Origin of the sequence: Rhizobium vallis, assembly GCF_003985155.1 — a bacterium.
Classification (GTDB): Bacteria; Pseudomonadota; Alphaproteobacteria; order Rhizobiales; family Rhizobiaceae; genus Rhizobium; species Rhizobium vallis.
In genome coordinates this window covers 110,066-122,671 of the sequence record NZ_ML133700.1, presented here as the reverse complement: position 1 = coordinate 122,671, position 12,606 = coordinate 110,066, and the positions used below count along the sequence as shown (strand labels likewise).

Sequence of the window (12,606 nt, the reverse complement as noted above, 5' to 3'; positions counted from 1 at the left end):
CAAGCGGAACGAGGAGGTTTCGCAGAAGGCGACAGAGGAGAACGACAGAACCGAAAACCGACACTGATTTGAACGCGAGTACGCGATGAGCGGCCCGCGACGGGAAACGTTTGTCCTGAAAAAATGAGAGACCACGGGACGGGCAAGCCGTTCATTCAATCGAACGGCGAACAGCAGAGCAGTGCAATCACGATCCTAAACAATTTTTTCCAATGGGAGGAGATGGAAATGATGAAATTCTCAATGAAAGCGGCAGGCGCCGCGGCACTTGTCCTTTCCCTGCTGGGCGGCACGTCCGCCTTTGCGCAGAGCGCTGTCAAGGATGCGACTGTCGCATTCCTCATGCCCGACCAGGGCTCGACACGTTACGAAGAGCATGACCATCCGGGGTTCGTCGCTGAGATGAAGAAGCTCTGCGCGTCATGCAAGGTCCTCTATCAGAATGCCGATGCCGATATTGCCAAACAGCAGCAGCAGTTCAATTCGGCGATCACCCAGGGCGCCAAGGTCATCGTGCTGGATCCAGTGGATTCGGCAGCGGCCGCATCTCTCGTCCAGCTCGCTCAGAGCCAAGGCGTCAAGGTCATCGCCTATGACCGGCCGATCCCGAAAGGCAAGGCCGATTTTTACGTCTCCTTCGACAACAAGGCGATCGGCAAGGCGATCGCGGAATCGTTGGTTCAGCATCTGAAGGCTCAGAATGTGCCGACCGATGGCGGCGGCATCCTGCAGATCAATGGTTCGCCGACCGATGCGGCCGCCGGGCTGATCAAGGACGGCATCCACGAGGGTCTCGCCAGCGGCGGATACAAGACGCTTGCCGAATTCGACACGCCGAACTGGCAGCCGGCGAATGCCCAGCAATGGGCAGCCGGGCAGATCACGCGTTTCAGCAAACAGATCGTCGGCGTCGTCGCCGCCAATGACGGCACCGGCGGCGGCGCCATCGCAGCCTTCAAGGCGGCCGGTGTCGATCCCGTGCCACCGGTGACCGGCAATGACGCGACGATCGCCGCACTGCAGCTCATCATATCAGGGGATCAGTACAACACGATCTCCAAGCCGAGCGAAATCGTCGCCGCTGCCGCTGCCGACGTTGCCGTGAAACTACTGGCGGGAGAAACGATCAAAGCCGAAATGACGCTCTACGATACGCCCGCACAACTCTTCGTGCCGGCCGTCGTCACTGCCGAAAATCTTAAGGCCGAGATCATCGACAAGAAGATCAATACCGCCGAGGAGCTGTGCACCGGCCGCTATGCCGACGGTTGCAAGAAGCTCGGCATCATCAAGTAATCCACAAGGGGAAGCGCGATCGGCCCGCCGGTCGCGCTTCCGATTTTCGCTTTTTCTGAAAGACCAGGCGATGTCTGAAACCTCTCATGTGCTTGATGCTTCCCAGCCCGTCCTCAGCCTGCGCGGGATTTCGAAGAACTTCGGCGCGGTGTCGGCGCTGACCGATATCGAACTCGATGTGCATGCCGGCGAGGTCGTAGCGCTTGTTGGCGACAATGGCGCCGGCAAATCGACACTGGTGAAGATCCTGGCCGGTGTGCATCAGCCGACGTCTGGCACGATCCTGTTCGAGGGAAAGCCGGTGAACCTGTCGAGCCCCAGTGCTGCTCTCGATCTCGGTATTGCAACCGTCTTCCAGGATCTCGCACTCTGCGAAAATCTCGATGTCGTCGCCAATATCTTTCTCGGCAAGGAGCTCAATCCCTTCCAGCTCGATGAGGTCGCGATGGAGATCCGCGCCTGGAAGCTGCTGAGCGAGCTTTCCGCCCGAATCCCGAGCGTGCGCGAGCCCGTCGCCTCGCTTTCCGGCGGGCAACGGCAGACCGTGGCGATCGCCAGGTCGCTGCTGCTCGAGCCGAAACTGATCATGCTCGATGAGCCGACAGCAGCGCTTGGTGTGGCCCAGACCGCCGAGGTGCTGGATCTGATCGAGCGCGTGCGCGAACGCGGCCTTGCCGTCATCATGATCAGCCATAACATGGAGGATGTCAGGGCTGTTGCCGACCGCATCGTCGTGCTGCGGCTCGGACGCAACAACGGCACTTTCATGCCCGATGCGTCCAACGAAGAACTCGTCAGCTCGATCACCGGCGCATCCAACAATTCCGTCTCCCGCCGCGCGATGCGCCGCGAGGCGCAAAGCAGAGAGAACGAGGAGGGCAGGCCATGATGAAGACCATCCAGAACGAGCCGGCAGCACCTGCGCTCCTCGACCGGCGCGATGAAAGAGTGCACCATGACGATAGCCTCGCCGGCTGGGTCCGCGCGTTCTGGGACCGCATCCGCTCCGGCGATCTCGGCTCGCTGCCTGTCATCGTCGGCCTGGTGATCATCTGGACGGTGTTCCAGGCGCTCAATCCGGTGTTTCTGTCCAGCGCCAACCTGGTCAACATGCTGTTCGACTGCTCGACGGTCGGCGTCATCTCGCTCGGTATCGTCTGCATCCTGATGGTGGGGGAGATCGATCTTTCCGTCGGGTCCGTCAGTGGTTTCGCTTCGGCGCTCACCGGCGTCTTCTGGATCAATCAGGGCTGGCCGGTGGTGCTGGCCATCCTGGCCGCCATGGCTGTCGGCGCCTTGATCGGATCGCTCTACGCTTTCCTGTTCAACCGCTTCGGCATGCCGAGCTTCGTCTCCACCCTGTCGGGATTGCTCGCCGTTCTCGGCCTGCAACTCTATATCCTCGGATCGACCGGTTCGATCAATCTGACCTACGGTTCCTGGCTCGTGAATTTCGGGCAGATCATGGTGATGCCGGATCCGGTCGCCTATGCCTTGGTGGCGCTTGCCGGCATTGCCTTCTTTTTTTCGAGCTACCGCACGGCGACGCGTCGGCGGGCTGCCGGGCTTTCGTCAAAATCGGTTAGCGGACTGCTTCTGCGCGCCGTTATCATCACCGTCGCCCTGGAAGCAGTGGCGTTCTATCTCAACCAATCACGCGGCATTCCCTGGATGTTCGGCCTCTTCGTCGGCCTCGTCATCGCGATGAATTATGCGCTGACGCGCACGAAATGGGGACGCTCCATGCATGCCGTCGGCGGCAACAGGGAGGCGGCTCGCCGCTCGGGCATCAATGTGTCCCGCATCTATGCGAGCGCCTTCGTCATGTGTGCCCTGCTTGCGGCGACCGGCGGCGTGCTCTCGGCTGCGCGGCTTGCCACGGCAAGCCAGCAGGCCGGCACGGGCGACGTCAATCTCAACGCCATCGCGGCGGCTGTTATCGGCGGCACCAGCCTGTTTGGCGGGCGCGGCAGCGCCTATTCGGCCCTTCTCGGCATCATCGTCATCCAGTCGATCGCGAGCGGCCTGACGCTTCTCGATCTGTCGTCATCGCTTCGCTACATGATCACCGGCGCCGTTCTTGCCGTCGCCGTCATCGTCGACTCGCTGGCACGCCGGTCTCGGATTTCGCATGGTCGAGCCTAAACCAACAGAGAAAGCAGAGGAAGAAAATGGGACAGGATCTGTCTGGAAAAGTCGCGGCCATCACCGGAGCGGCGTCGGGTATCGGCCTGGAATGCGCCAAGGCCATGCTTGCCGCTGGCGCCCGGGTCGTGCTGGTCGACCGCAACGACGAAGGCTTGAAGGAAATCTGTTCGACGCTCGGCGCCAATGCCATTCCCCTGGTCATCGACCTCACCAACCCGAAAAGCGTAGCGGGAATGATGCCTGCGGTTCTGGAGAAAGTTGGCCAGCTCGACATCTTCCACGCCAATGCCGGCTCCTATATCGGCGGCGAGGTGCTTGACGGTGATCCCGATGCCTGGGACCGCATGCTCAACCTGAATATCAACGCGGCATTCCGCTCGGTGCATGCCGTCCTGCCGCATATGGTTGAGCGCAAGACCGGGGACATCATCCTGACGAGTTCGGTCGCCGGCATGGTCCCCGTCGTCTGGGAGCCGATCTACACGGCCTCCAAACATGCGGTTCAGGCATTCGTCCATACTCTGAGGCGGCAAGTGGCCAAGCATGGGTTGCGCGTCGGCGCCATCGCACCCGGGCCCGTCGTCACCGCCCTTCTCAGCGACTGGCCGCAGGAGAAACTGGATGAAGCGCTCGCCGCCGGCGGCCTGATGGAGCCGAAGGAAGTGGCCGAAGCCGTGCTTTTCATGCTGACGCGCCCGCGTAACATCACCATCCGCGATCTCGTCATCCTGCCGCAGAGCACGGACATCTGACGGCAAAGCACCTATTCGGGAGGAAACGGACATGATCCTCGACAGATTTCGCCTGAATGGTCAGGTGGCGCTGGTGACGGGCGGCACGCGTGGCATTGGCCTTGCCATTGCCGAGGCGCTCGGCGAGGCGGGCGCCAAGGTCGTCATCACAGGACGAACGCGTAGCGCGGCGGCAGAAGATCGGCTCTCCAAGGATGGTATTGATTGCGATTTCATCGCCGCTGACCTGATGCAGGATAGTGCCGCCGACGAGATCGTCGCCGAGACACTTGCTCGCACTGGCCGGCTCGACATCCTCGTCAACAATGCCGGCATCGCCATTCATGGCGATAGCGGCGAATTTTCCGATACGATCTGGCGCGAGATCATGACCGTCAACGTCGACGCCGTCTTCCGCGCCTGCCGCGCAGCGCTCGCACCCATGCGGCGCCAGGGGGGCGGTGTCATCCTCAATATCGGCTCGATGTCGGGCATCGTTTCCAACATTCCACAGAACCAGGTCGCCTATAACACTTCGAAGGCAGCGGTTCACATGATGACGAAGAGCCTCGCCAGCGAAGTCGCCGCCGAGAATATCCGCGTCAACGCCATCGCCCCCGGCTATATCGAGACCGACCTGTCACGCGGCGGCATTGAAAATCCCGACTGGTTCCCGACCTGGCGCAGCATGACCCCGATGGGACGGGTCGGGCAGCCGGAAGAGGTGGCGGGTGCCGCCTTGTTTCTCTGCTCGGCGGCGGCAAGCTATGTCACCGGCGAAGTTCTGGTCATCGATGGTGGCTACACGACACGATAATAGACGGACATCGGAAGGGGGGAGGGGCCGCAGGTGAACCATAATCGCTTGGTCAGCACATGCTCACGCCAAGCAGTCGAGCATCCACTGAACACCGAAACGATCGGTGAACTTGCCGTAATAGCTTCCCCATGCCTGCACGGCGAGCGGTGTCGTTACCTCGCCGCCTTCGGCCAGCCGGGCGAAAAGCCTGTCGGTCCTGTCACGGTCGTCCATGATCAGCATATGGGCGGAGCCGCGCATCGGCTCGGCATCGTGATTGTCGGAGGCGAAGAACAGAATACCGGGTCCTTCGAAGCGGGCATGCATTACCTTGCCCCGCATGGTTTCGCTGGCAATAGGCATTCCGTCTGCGCCGTGCCGCTTCAATTGCGTGACGCGTCCAAGCCCGCATTGGGCATAAAAGGCGAGCGCCTCCTCGCAGCCGGTGGAAAAGAACAGATAGTTGGCAAGCTGCATGGCTTGGCTCCATTGTGGCGCCGGGCCGCCAGTCATTGCTGACGCCGGCCCGGTCTTGCATCAGGTCCCAGATTTCTGCGCGTGCGCTCCGATCATTACGAGGCGATAGCCGCACCCTGGATGGCGCCAATAAGCTCAGCGTTGTCGTAGCTGCGGCCGGCGATACCCCAGGCCCCCTCAGGCGCGTAGACGATGTTCGACCATATGTGTTCGCGCTTCAGCTTGCCCTCCGCGGCCTGTTCGACGACATCGGCCGCTTTTTCGAAGAAGGCTTGTTTTGCTTCAGCGCTCGCCAGGGCGATCTCGGGCAACCTGAGTTCGATGAACGCCGCGGCGACCGGCGTTCCCCCTGCCAGCACATGCTCGCGGGGCAGCACGTTGATGGTGCCGATGATATTGGCGGTCATGAAAGTATTGCCGGTCAAATCGGCTACATCAAGCAACGCGTCCGTCAGTCCGGCGAAGGCTTGCGCCTGCGCTTGCTGCGAAAGCAGGCCTTCCGGCACCGTGAGTCTGATGGGCATTGTATATCTCCCTGTTTTGGATCGTGACCGTTTATGATATATACCGATCACTCTTTATGCATACACACCGATCACTCTCTTAGCAAGGCATAAAGAGCGATCACTCCAAATGAGGTATCCATGCGTTACAGTGCCGAACACAAGCAAGAGACCCGAACGCGAGTCATCGCGGCGGCCGGACAGGTTTTCAGAAAGGAAGGCTATGGCGGCGCCGGTATCGATGCGTTGACCAAGGCGGCCGGTGTCACCAATGGTGCCTTCTACGGACACTTCAAATCGAAGGGCGAAGCCTTTCGCACAGCCGTGCTGGCGGGCCTTGAAGAACTGCGGCAGGGAATTGCGGCACTGAAAGCCAACCAATCGAAAGACTGGCTCACGACGTTCGTCGGCTACTATCTCGGCTATAAAAGAACCTGCGAGCTGGGTGAGAGCTGCGCGCTGCCGAGCCTTTCTCCTGACGTGATGCGCGCGGACGATGAAACGCGAAGCGCCTATACGGCAGAGATCAAACGACTCGTCGAGGAAGTCGCGGCCGGCCTGCAGGAGGGCGCGATACAGGGCCGATCCGACACACGGCGCGAGGATCGGGCGATCCTGCTGCTCGCCATGCTGAGCGGAGGCGTGACCCTCGCGCGCGCTGTTTCCGACCCGGCGCTGTCCGAACGCATCGCGGATGTCATTGCGCAGGCTGCGTTGACAGCGATGGAGCCTGGAAAGTGATCCGCTCGCCTTGACGACGCCACGCTACTCAGCTTGGCCTGCTGCAGGCGCTCTGATAATCGGCAAGAACGCGATCGACCGCTGCAATCAGGATATCCTCGGGATCGCCGGCTTCGGCCGCCGAAAGCTGCGGCAGGAACTGGTGCAGCAGCGTTTCCGGGATCGTCTTTCCGCGCAGCGCACCCAGCAGTCTCTCGAACGCCTTGTCGGCCTCCGGCCTGTTCCAGTAATAGCGGATACGATCGCTGTAGCTGTAGTGCCGCTGCAGACGCAAAGCCGTGTCGTCACCGTGATAATGAGCCTGCCAGTCGGCAGGCGCCGACAACATCACCGCCTCCATCGCGGCCGCCAAAGGCCTGTCGCCGTAACCAGAGACCATTTCGGTGGCGATCATATCCAGCGCATAGGCGGCCTCGCGCAGCGCGAAGGTCAGGCCGGGACCGACCTTCAGGATCGGAAAGCCGTCCTTCACAAGTCCGCTAAGCGCGGCGCGTGTCTGATAGTCGGTGGAATGGGCCTCGAATACGAATTGCGGCTCCTCGTCGAGAAGTGCGGTCAATTGCTTTGCGAGCTCGGGCCTGTAACCGATGACGTTTTCGCTGCCGAACTCGACGCCCGGCTGCACGACGAAGGCGATGACGCGGGAAAAGGCATCCTCCAGCCCTGCGCGCGAAAAGACTTCGCGATGAATGGCGATCGTCGCGCGCGCCGCCTCCTGCGCGGTCGGCCGGAGTTCTTCGAGCGCATGGTCGGCGCCGCCCGGCACCGGAACTTCGGTGCCGAGGATATAGAGCGGCGATGGCGCGCCGATCTCCTTGGCCGTCTTTTCGCTGATCTGCGCGAGTCTTACGGCGCGCTCGGCAATCGTCCGATCGTCGAGCGCGGCCGGTTCGCCGGCGCAGCCCATCGAGGCGTCGAGATGGATCTTGGTGAAGCCCGCCCTCACATAGGCCTCGACCATGGCTTCGGCCTTCTGAAGTGCTACCTCCGGCGCTTGCCCGCGCCACGGATTGGGGCCGAGATGATCGCCGCCGAAGATCATCTGCGAGCGATCGAGCCCTTCTTCGGCCGCGATGCGCTCGGCTAAGCCGATGAAGTCTTCGGGCGTCATGCCGGTATAGCCGCCGAGATGATTGACCTGGTTGCAGGTCGCCTCGATCAGAACTGGCCCGCCTTCCCGCACCGCCCGCCGGATCGCGGCCCTGAGGACGAGCGGATGGGCGGAGCAGACAGAGGGAATGCCGAAGGGCCTTCCCTCGCGCCGCGCGGCGGCAAGACGGGTCAGTATCCGGTCCATATCTATCTCCTCGGTGCCTGGGCAATAAAGGCCGTCAGCTCGGCAAGGGTGGAGACACCTTCCATCGGGCCGAGCCAGGTGACATTCCGGGCTCCGGCGGCATTGGCGTGAAGTAGTGCCGCATCCGGCGCCATGCCCTTGCGGCGGCAGGTGAGATAGGCCGCGCCGAAACAATCCCCGGCGCCGGTCGGGTCGACCTCAGCGACCGCGAAAGCGGCGCAATCGATGCGCGGACGGTCAAGGCCGAAAAAGGACGCGCCCTGTTCGCCCCGCTTCAGGACGATCTCGCCAATGCCGCTTTCCAGGAGGCTGGCGACAGCCGCCGCCTCGTCGGTCAGTCCGGCAGCGGTGAAAAGCTCCTCGTCGGAGGGCAGCAGCAAGTCCGTTGCACCGAGCACATGATTGAAGCTTTCCAGAGCGCCGTCATCCGTCAGCAACTCCTTACGGAGATTGGGATCGAAGGATACAGATCCACCACGGGCGCGCACCGTCTCGATAGCATGCAGGATCACCTCGCGGGCGCCGGGAATGGAAAGAGCGGTTCCCATGACATGCACATGCCCGGCCCGCCCGATGAGATCTTTGGCAGCGGGCGTCAGGCCGATCTGGCCGGCGGCGGATCTGGCGATGTTGAAGACGAAGTCGCGGGCACCGTCCGGCCGGTAGCGGACGAAGGCGCTGCCCGTCGGCCAGTCCGCGCTGATAGCGATGGCGGAGATGTCGACGCCGTCCTGGCGCAGGCGATCGACGTTCAGCCGACCGAAATCGTCATTGCCGACGCTGGCGATAATTCCGGCCGCACCGCCCATGCGCGCCACCTGATCGATGAAGATGGCCGGCGCGCCGCTCGGATAGGGCCCGGTCAGGGATTGCGGCTCGAGGAAGCCGGCGCCGATCGTCGTCGCCATGATCTCTACCAGGATCTCACCGACCGTGATCGTCGGGCCAAGCGCTTCCGGCGCAAGTGTCCTGTGAGGTAACGGCATCTGCAATCTCCTTTATGCGAAAAGCGTCCTCCGCACTCCGCACAGCATTTAAAAACGGCTTGCTCCGGCCGTACCCCGCCTGCCGAAACCAGTCAAGAATAAATTTACGCGCGACAACTTCATATTGCACTGCAAGAGCGATATTTGGCGCCACGCCGCATTGCAAAATCCGCACTTAGGGCAGGAGAGCTCCTCAAATTCGCGATTACGACAGGAATGCTGTCCAAGTCGGTCACGAAAACGTCCTTGACAAGCTCTGCCGCAATGGCAGATAAAAGTTTACGCATGTAATTTTACGCGTGAACATCCGTAAAGGAGGAGCGGAGACCATGAGCAAGATCATTTGCATTCTGTCTGCATCCGTGGCCTGCCTCGCGCTGGCCGCCGGAATGGCGGACGCGGAGGAGCTGACGATCGCCACTGTCAACAATGGCGACATGATCATCATGCAGAAACTGTCGCCGGAATGGGAGAAGGAGACCGGCAACAAGGTGAACTGGGTGGTGCTCGAAGAAAACGTCCTGCGCCAGAAAGTCACGACCGACATCGCGACGAAAAGCGGCCAGTACGACATCATCACCATCGGTGGTTATGAAGCGCCGATCTGGGGCAAGCAGGGCTGGCTCGCCCCCGTTGGCGACCTCGGGGCCGACTACGACTATGACGACCTGCTCGCCCCGATCAAGGCCGGCCTGACCGTCGATGGCAAGCTCTATGCGGTGCCCTTCTATACCGAAAGCTCGTTCACGCTCTACCGCAAGGATCTCTTCGATGCGGCCGGCATCAAGATGCCCGACGAACCGACCTATGACCAGATCAAGCAATACGCGGCCAAGCTGACCGACAAGTCGAAGGAACAATACGGCCTGTGCCTGCGTGGCAAGCCCGGCTGGGGCGAGAACATGGCGTTCCTGGGAACCATGATCAACTCGTACGGCGGGCGCTGGTTCGACATGGACTGGAAACCTCAGATTAATTCCGAGCCCTGGAAGAAGGCCATCACCGACTATGTCGAGCTGATGACCAAATACGGTCCGCCCGGCGTGACTGCCAACGGCTTCAACGAAAACCAGGCGCTGTTTTCGACCGGCCACTGCGCGATGTGGATCGATGCGACGTCGGCCGCCGGCCGAGTCTATGACCCGAAGCAGAGCAAGGTCGCCGACAAGATCGCCTTCACCCGCGCTCCCATCGCCGTCACGGCAAACGGATCGAGCTGGTCTTGGTCCTGGAACCTGGCAATTCCGGCGACGTCGAAAAAGCTCGACGCCGCCAAGTCCTTCCTGAAATGGGCGACCTCAAAGGACTACGTCAAGAAGGTTGGTGAAACGGAGGGATGGGTGGCCGTGCCGCCCGGCACGCGCAAGTCGACCTATGCCCTGCCGGAATATCAGAAGGCCGCTCCCTTTGCCGATACCGTGCTGAAAGCCATCCTTTCAGCCGACCCGTCAAAGCCGACCAAGGATCCTGTTCCTTATACCGGCGTCCAGTTCGTCGCCATTCCTGAATTCCAAGGTATCGGCACGCTGGTCGGTCAGCAGATCGCGGCCGCCTTATCAGGCCAGCAAACGGTCGCTGCGGCTCTCGATAGCGCCCAGAAGCAGGTCGAGCGCGACATGAAACGGGCGGGTTATCCGAAATAGGGCTTCTATCCTCGCGGTTTTCCGCGAGTCCTCCCGGAAAGGTTCCGGCAGTGAAGCTGCCGGAACCTTCTGGTCTGAGCGACCGCCATTCTTTACCATTCCGGCTTCTCTGCCGGCTGAATTGGAGAACGATATGAGACTGAAAGACAAGGTCGCCCTGATCACCGGCGGCGCGCGCGGCATCGGCCTCGGCTTTGCCGAAGCTTTCGTCGGGGAAGGCGCCAAGGTTATCATCGCCGATATCGACATCGAACGGGCGACGAAATCCGCTGACGCAATCGGTCCTGCCGCCAAGGCGATAAAGCTCGATGTCACCGATCTCTCGGCCATCGACACGCTCGTCAAAGCGGTCGACGAGGAGTTCGGCGGCATCGATATCCTGATCAACAACGCCGCCATCTTCGACATGGCGCCCGTCAACGAGATCACCGAGGAAAGTTATGACCGCGTCTTCTCCATCAATCTGAAGGGGCCGCTCTTCATGATGAAGGCCGTGTCGAACGTCATGATCAAGCGGGGCAGGGGTGGCAAGATCATCAACATGGCAAGCCAGGCCGGTCGTCGCGGCGAGGCGCTGGTGCTGCTCTATTGCGCCTCTAAAGCGGCCATCATCTCGGCGACGCAATCGGCGGCACTCGCGCTCGTGAAGTACGGCATCAACGTCAATGCCATCGCACCCGGCGTTGTGGACGGCGAGCATTGGGATGTCGTGGACGCGCATTTTGCCAAATGGGAAGGGCTGAAGCCTGGGGAGAAGAAGGCTGCAGTCGCCAAATCCGTTCCGATCGGCCGCTTCGCGACGCCTGACGACATCAAGGGCCTGGCAGTCTTCCTCGCATCCGCCGACAGCGACTACATTCTTGCCCAGACCTACAATGTCGATGGCGGCAACTGGATGAGCTGATCGCCTGCCGCAATCATGAAGCCAGGAGCCAGAGGGATGGAAGCCATCTGCTATATCGAAAAGGGCGTCGCGGTCACCAAGGCGCTCCCGGTGCCGGAGCTGAGGCCCGGCCATGCGCTGGTACGCGTGCGAGCCGCCGGCCTTTGCCACACCGATATCGACGTCCTGCATGGCCGCTACGGGGAGGGGCGCTTTCCGTTGGTGCCCTGCCACGAATATGCCGGCGTGGTCGAAGCCGTAGCCGGCAATGTCTCCGGCCTTGCGATCGGCGCCCGGGTTGTCATCGATCCCAATCTTCCCTGCGGAGAATGCCGGGCCTGCCGGAAGGGACTGAGCAATCTTTGCCGCGACCTCAAGGCCTATGGCGTGACGGAGAACGGCGGTTTCGCCGAATACAGCCTGGTCAGGACCGATCACCTCTACGGGATCGGCGATCTCGACTTCAACCTCGCCGCACTCGCCGAGCCGCTTGCCTGCGTCTTGAACGGCCTCGGCAGTGCCGGCCTGCGGGCCGGTCCGACAGGAACGGAGAACGCATTGGTCTTCGGCGCCGGGCCGATCGGGCTGCTGCTTGCGCTTTCCCTCAAGGCCGAAGGCGTTCCGTCGGTGACGGTCGCCGACATCAACGAGGGTCGCCTTGCCTTTGCCGAAAAGCTGGGGCTGGAGACGGCCGTCTCGGGATCAGAGGCGCTTGCCAGCCGCAGCCGTGACTTCGATTTCGTCGCCGATGCGACCGGCATCGCCCGCGTCGTCGAAGGCATGATCGACTTCACTGCCGATGGCGGCACCGTTCTCGTCTTCGGCGTCTGCGCGCCTGATGCACGCATTTCCATCGCGCCCTTCGAGATCTTCCGGCGCCAGATCCGATTTGCCGGCTCGCATTCGCTGAACCGCAACATTCCCGAGGCGCTTGCCATCCTGAGACGGGATACCGGCGCAATGGCGCAGTTGGTCTCCAATCGACTGCCGCTTGGCGAGGTTCTTCCTTTCATCACCAGGAAATCCGCCGATCCGGCAACGATGATGGTGCAGTTCTCCATCGACTAGATCGATCCTCATCGTCATCGAGCGGTCGACAGAT

13 protein-coding genes are annotated in these 12,606 nt (G+C 61.6%); 9 read left to right on the top strand and 4 right to left on the bottom strand.

All coding sequences use genetic code 11. From position 1 onward, the window contains the following. Window positions 1–222: 222 nt before the first annotated feature. From EFQ99_RS30345 to EFQ99_RS30325, 5 genes are all read left to right on the top strand, one after another. Entirely contained in the window at window positions 223–1,296 is a 1,074-nt protein-coding gene (locus tag EFQ99_RS30345) for an ABC transporter substrate-binding protein (protein ID WP_208722840.1), read from the top strand. A gap of 70 nt (window positions 1,297–1,366) precedes the next feature. Next, window positions 1,367–2,185: an ATP-binding cassette domain-containing protein gene (locus EFQ99_RS30340; protein ID WP_126924854.1), complete on the top strand. Its 819-nt coding sequence runs from the start codon at window positions 1,367–1,369 to the stop codon at window positions 2,183–2,185. Next, the gene (locus EFQ99_RS30335) at window positions 2,182–3,441 is read left to right on the top strand and encodes a sugar ABC transporter permease (RefSeq protein WP_126924853.1); all 1,260 of its coding nucleotides are present in this window, start codon (window positions 2,182–2,184) and stop codon (window positions 3,439–3,441) included. Before EFQ99_RS30340 ends, EFQ99_RS30335 begins: the two co-directional genes overlap by 4 nt. Before the next feature lie 26 nt (window positions 3,442–3,467). Beyond that, window positions 3,468–4,196 (top strand): SDR family oxidoreductase, encoded by a 729-nt coding sequence (locus tag EFQ99_RS30330; protein WP_126924852.1) that lies wholly within the window; start codon window positions 3,468–3,470, stop codon window positions 4,194–4,196. 31 nt (window positions 4,197–4,227) lie between these two features. Then, window positions 4,228–4,992, top strand: coding sequence for an SDR family NAD(P)-dependent oxidoreductase (locus EFQ99_RS30325; RefSeq protein ID WP_126924851.1), 765 nt, complete (start codon window positions 4,228–4,230; stop codon window positions 4,990–4,992). A 63-nt stretch (window positions 4,993–5,055) separates the two neighbouring features. Here the strand turns inward: EFQ99_RS30325 and EFQ99_RS30320 are convergent, their stop codons facing one another. Both EFQ99_RS30320 and EFQ99_RS30315 read right to left on the bottom strand, forming a co-directional pair. Then, window positions 5,056–5,451 (bottom strand): VOC family protein, encoded by a 396-nt coding sequence (locus EFQ99_RS30320; RefSeq protein WP_126924850.1) that lies wholly within the window; start codon window positions 5,449–5,451, stop codon window positions 5,056–5,058. A 95-nt stretch (window positions 5,452–5,546) separates the two neighbouring features. Next, window positions 5,547–5,975 carry a Tautomerase enzyme gene (locus EFQ99_RS30315; RefSeq protein ID WP_126924849.1) on the bottom strand — a complete coding sequence of 143 codons (429 nt, stop codon included), beginning with the start codon at window positions 5,973–5,975 and terminating at the stop codon, window positions 5,547–5,549. Between the two features lie 120 nt (window positions 5,976–6,095). On the opposite strand from EFQ99_RS30315, the gene EFQ99_RS30310 reads away from it, so the two are divergent. After that, a complete protein-coding gene (locus tag EFQ99_RS30310) occupies window positions 6,096–6,695 on the top strand; it encodes a TetR/AcrR family transcriptional regulator (protein WP_126924848.1) in 600 nt (199 codons plus the stop codon). A gap of 28 nt (window positions 6,696–6,723) precedes the next feature. Here EFQ99_RS30310 and EFQ99_RS30305 read toward each other — a convergent pair whose 3' ends face one another. Next, window positions 6,724–7,992, bottom strand: a complete 1,269-nt coding sequence (locus EFQ99_RS30305; protein WP_126924847.1) for a D-tagatose-bisphosphate aldolase, class II, non-catalytic subunit — start codon at window positions 7,990–7,992, stop codon at window positions 6,724–6,726. 2 nt (window positions 7,993–7,994) lie between these two features. Next, on the bottom strand, window positions 7,995–8,978 hold the full coding sequence (locus EFQ99_RS30300; protein WP_126924846.1) for a tagatose kinase: 984 nt from the start codon (window positions 8,976–8,978) through the stop codon (window positions 7,995–7,997). Window positions 8,979–9,307: 329 nt separating this feature from the next. Between EFQ99_RS30300 and EFQ99_RS30295 the strand changes: the two genes are divergently transcribed. From EFQ99_RS30295 to EFQ99_RS30285, 3 genes are all read left to right on the top strand, one after another. Further along, window positions 9,308–10,621, top strand: a complete 1,314-nt coding sequence (locus EFQ99_RS30295) for an ABC transporter substrate-binding protein (protein ID WP_164736466.1) — start codon at window positions 9,308–9,310, stop codon at window positions 10,619–10,621. A 133-nt stretch (window positions 10,622–10,754) separates the two neighbouring features. Further along, the gene (locus tag EFQ99_RS30290; protein WP_126924845.1) at window positions 10,755–11,525 is read left to right on the top strand and encodes an L-iditol 2-dehydrogenase; all 771 of its coding nucleotides are present in this window, start codon (window positions 10,755–10,757) and stop codon (window positions 11,523–11,525) included. A 36-nt stretch (window positions 11,526–11,561) separates the two neighbouring features. Next, window positions 11,562–12,572, top strand: a complete 1,011-nt coding sequence (locus EFQ99_RS30285) for a zinc-dependent alcohol dehydrogenase family protein (RefSeq protein ID WP_126924844.1) — start codon at window positions 11,562–11,564, stop codon at window positions 12,570–12,572. The last annotated feature ends 34 nt before the right edge of the window (window positions 12,573–12,606 follow it).

What these genes read in the sequence shown, in the direction of transcription:
- EFQ99_RS30345 (WP_208722840.1), top strand. Translation starts at nt 223, where the DNA reads ATGGAAATGATGAAATTCTCAATGAAAGCGGCAGGCGCCGCGGCACTT.
- EFQ99_RS30340 (WP_126924854.1), top strand. Translation starts at nt 1,367, where the DNA reads ATGTCTGAAACCTCTCATGTGCTTGATGCTTCCCAGCCCGTCCTCAGC.
- EFQ99_RS30335 (WP_126924853.1), top strand. Translation starts at nt 2,182, where the DNA reads ATGATGAAGACCATCCAGAACGAGCCGGCAGCACCTGCGCTCCTCGAC.
- EFQ99_RS30330 (WP_126924852.1), top strand. Translation starts at nt 3,468, where the DNA reads ATGGGACAGGATCTGTCTGGAAAAGTCGCGGCCATCACCGGAGCGGCG.
- EFQ99_RS30325 (WP_126924851.1), top strand. Translation starts at nt 4,228, where the DNA reads ATGATCCTCGACAGATTTCGCCTGAATGGTCAGGTGGCGCTGGTGACG.
- EFQ99_RS30320 (WP_126924850.1), bottom strand. Translation starts at nt 5,451, where the DNA reads ATGCAGCTTGCCAACTATCTGTTCTTTTCCACCGGCTGCGAGGAGGCG.
- EFQ99_RS30315 (WP_126924849.1), bottom strand. Translation starts at nt 5,975, where the DNA reads ATGCCCATCAGACTCACGGTGCCGGAAGGCCTGCTTTCGCAGCAAGCG.
- EFQ99_RS30310 (WP_126924848.1), top strand. Translation starts at nt 6,096, where the DNA reads ATGCGTTACAGTGCCGAACACAAGCAAGAGACCCGAACGCGAGTCATC.
- EFQ99_RS30305 (WP_126924847.1), bottom strand. Translation starts at nt 7,992, where the DNA reads ATGGACCGGATACTGACCCGTCTTGCCGCCGCGCGGCGCGAGGGAAGG.
- EFQ99_RS30300 (WP_126924846.1), bottom strand. Translation starts at nt 8,978, where the DNA reads ATGCCGTTACCTCACAGGACACTTGCGCCGGAAGCGCTTGGCCCGACG.
- EFQ99_RS30295 (WP_164736466.1), top strand. Translation starts at nt 9,308, where the DNA reads ATGAGCAAGATCATTTGCATTCTGTCTGCATCCGTGGCCTGCCTCGCG.
- EFQ99_RS30290 (WP_126924845.1), top strand. Translation starts at nt 10,755, where the DNA reads ATGAGACTGAAAGACAAGGTCGCCCTGATCACCGGCGGCGCGCGCGGC.
- EFQ99_RS30285 (WP_126924844.1), top strand. Translation starts at nt 11,562, where the DNA reads ATGGAAGCCATCTGCTATATCGAAAAGGGCGTCGCGGTCACCAAGGCG.